Below are 1582 nucleotides of genomic sequence, written 5' to 3'. Positions count from 1 at the left end.
CCCAACGCCACGGGGCCGAGCCCGGCCGCGACCGCCGCCGCCGAGCCCGCGCTGGAGCCGCCGGGGCTCAGCGCGGTGTTCCAGGGGTTGCGGGTGGCGGGGAATATCGGGTTGAGACCCGTTGCGCTGTAGCCGAATTCGGAGGTGTTGGTCTTGCCCAGGCAGATCGCGCCCGCCACGAGGGCTCGCTCGACGACGATGTCGTCCTCGTCGGGGATGTGGTCGCGGTACACCCACGATCCGGAGGTGGTGCGGATTCCCTTGGTGGACAGCAGGTCTTTGATGCCGAGAGGTACCCCGGCGAGCGGACCGGGGTCGAGGCCGTGGACCAGATCGTCGGCGATCTGCCGGGCCTGCCGCCTCGCCAGGTCGGGTGTGGGTGTGCAGAAGGCGTGCAGCACCGGATCCACGTCCTGTATCCGGTCCAGCACGGCGTCGGTGAGCTCGATGGGTGACAGTTCCCGGGAACGGATTCGGGCGACCAGTTCGGTGGCGGGCAGGAAGCAGAGTTCTTCGCGCTCGGCGGAGTTCACCGTGCCTCCTCACCCACCGACCGTGGCCGTGGCAGGCTCGGGGACGGCGGCTGGAAGGGTCACGGTGAGTCCGGCCTGCACCGCCGCCGCGATGACGAAACCGACGACCGCGTCCACCGAGCCGGGCAGGTGATAGTGGGCGATTGCGGCGGCGATGGCTCCGAGGCCCCACGCGGCGAACGCGATCGGCCGTACCGGCGCGGTCGCCGCGATCCGGCGACCGGCCAGCAGGTGGTCGACGATGAGGACCGCGCCGATGGGCGGCACCACCACGCCCAGCAGCACCAGCCAGTTGGTGATGTGGGCCCAGACACCGGTGAGCGCCAGGACGGTGCCGATCAGGCCCAGCGTCACGGCGAGCGGTCGCATGCGCAGCGGCGTGATTCCGGCCCAGCCGACCGCGCCGTTGTACAGGCAGTGCGACGCGACCGATCCCAGGTTCGCGAAGACGAACAGCACCGCCAGGCCGGTGACGAGGGCGCCGTGGCCGGACAGGAGGCCCAGGAAGGCTCCGCCGTTGTTCGCGGGATCGCTCGCGCCGCCGATGGCGACGACCAGGCCGCCGACGAGGAAGGCGGCGGTGTTGGCGAACGGGAAGGCCGAGGTCGCGGCGAGCAGACCCGCGCGGCCGTCGCGGGCCCAGCGGGTGAAATCGGCGGTCATGGTGCCGGAGTCGGCGAAGCCGCCGACCACGATGCTCACGCAGGCCCAGAAGCCCAGCGGGCCACCGCCGCCGGTGTAGTGGAAGGCGTCGGTGAGCGAATGTCCATGGCCCAGGCCGTAGTACAGGGCCAGACCGGCCATCGCCAGGAACAGCGGGGTGCCGATGAGACCGATCAGCGACAGGGCGCGGATTCCGGCGAGGGTGAGACCGACGAAGAACACTCCGCCGATCAGGCCGCCCCACACCGGATTCCAGCCGTACATGCTCTCGAGCGTGGTGCCGGTCAAGCCGACCTGGTAGGAGAACCAGCCGATCACGACGGTGGCCAGGAAGGCGACCACCGCTGCTCGCCCGCGGTCACCGAAGGCGGTGCGCGCTTGCAGCG

General features: G+C 71.0%; 2 protein-coding genes. Both read right to left on the bottom strand.

The genetic code is table 11. The features are described from left to right. On the bottom strand, window positions 1–533 hold a 533-nt coding region (locus ACWELQ_RS45410; protein ID WP_452403147.1), incomplete at its 3' end, for an amidase. Window positions 534–542: 9 nt separating this feature from the next. Beyond that, a partial coding sequence (locus ACWELQ_RS45405; protein ID WP_452403146.1) for a purine-cytosine permease family protein occupies window positions 543–1582 on the bottom strand: 1040 nt, incomplete at its 5' end.

This window comes from Nocardia sp. NPDC004722 (genome assembly GCF_053601505.1).
Note: the sequence above shows the minus strand (reverse complement) of the source record. Positions and strands in the feature narration are given on the sequence as shown.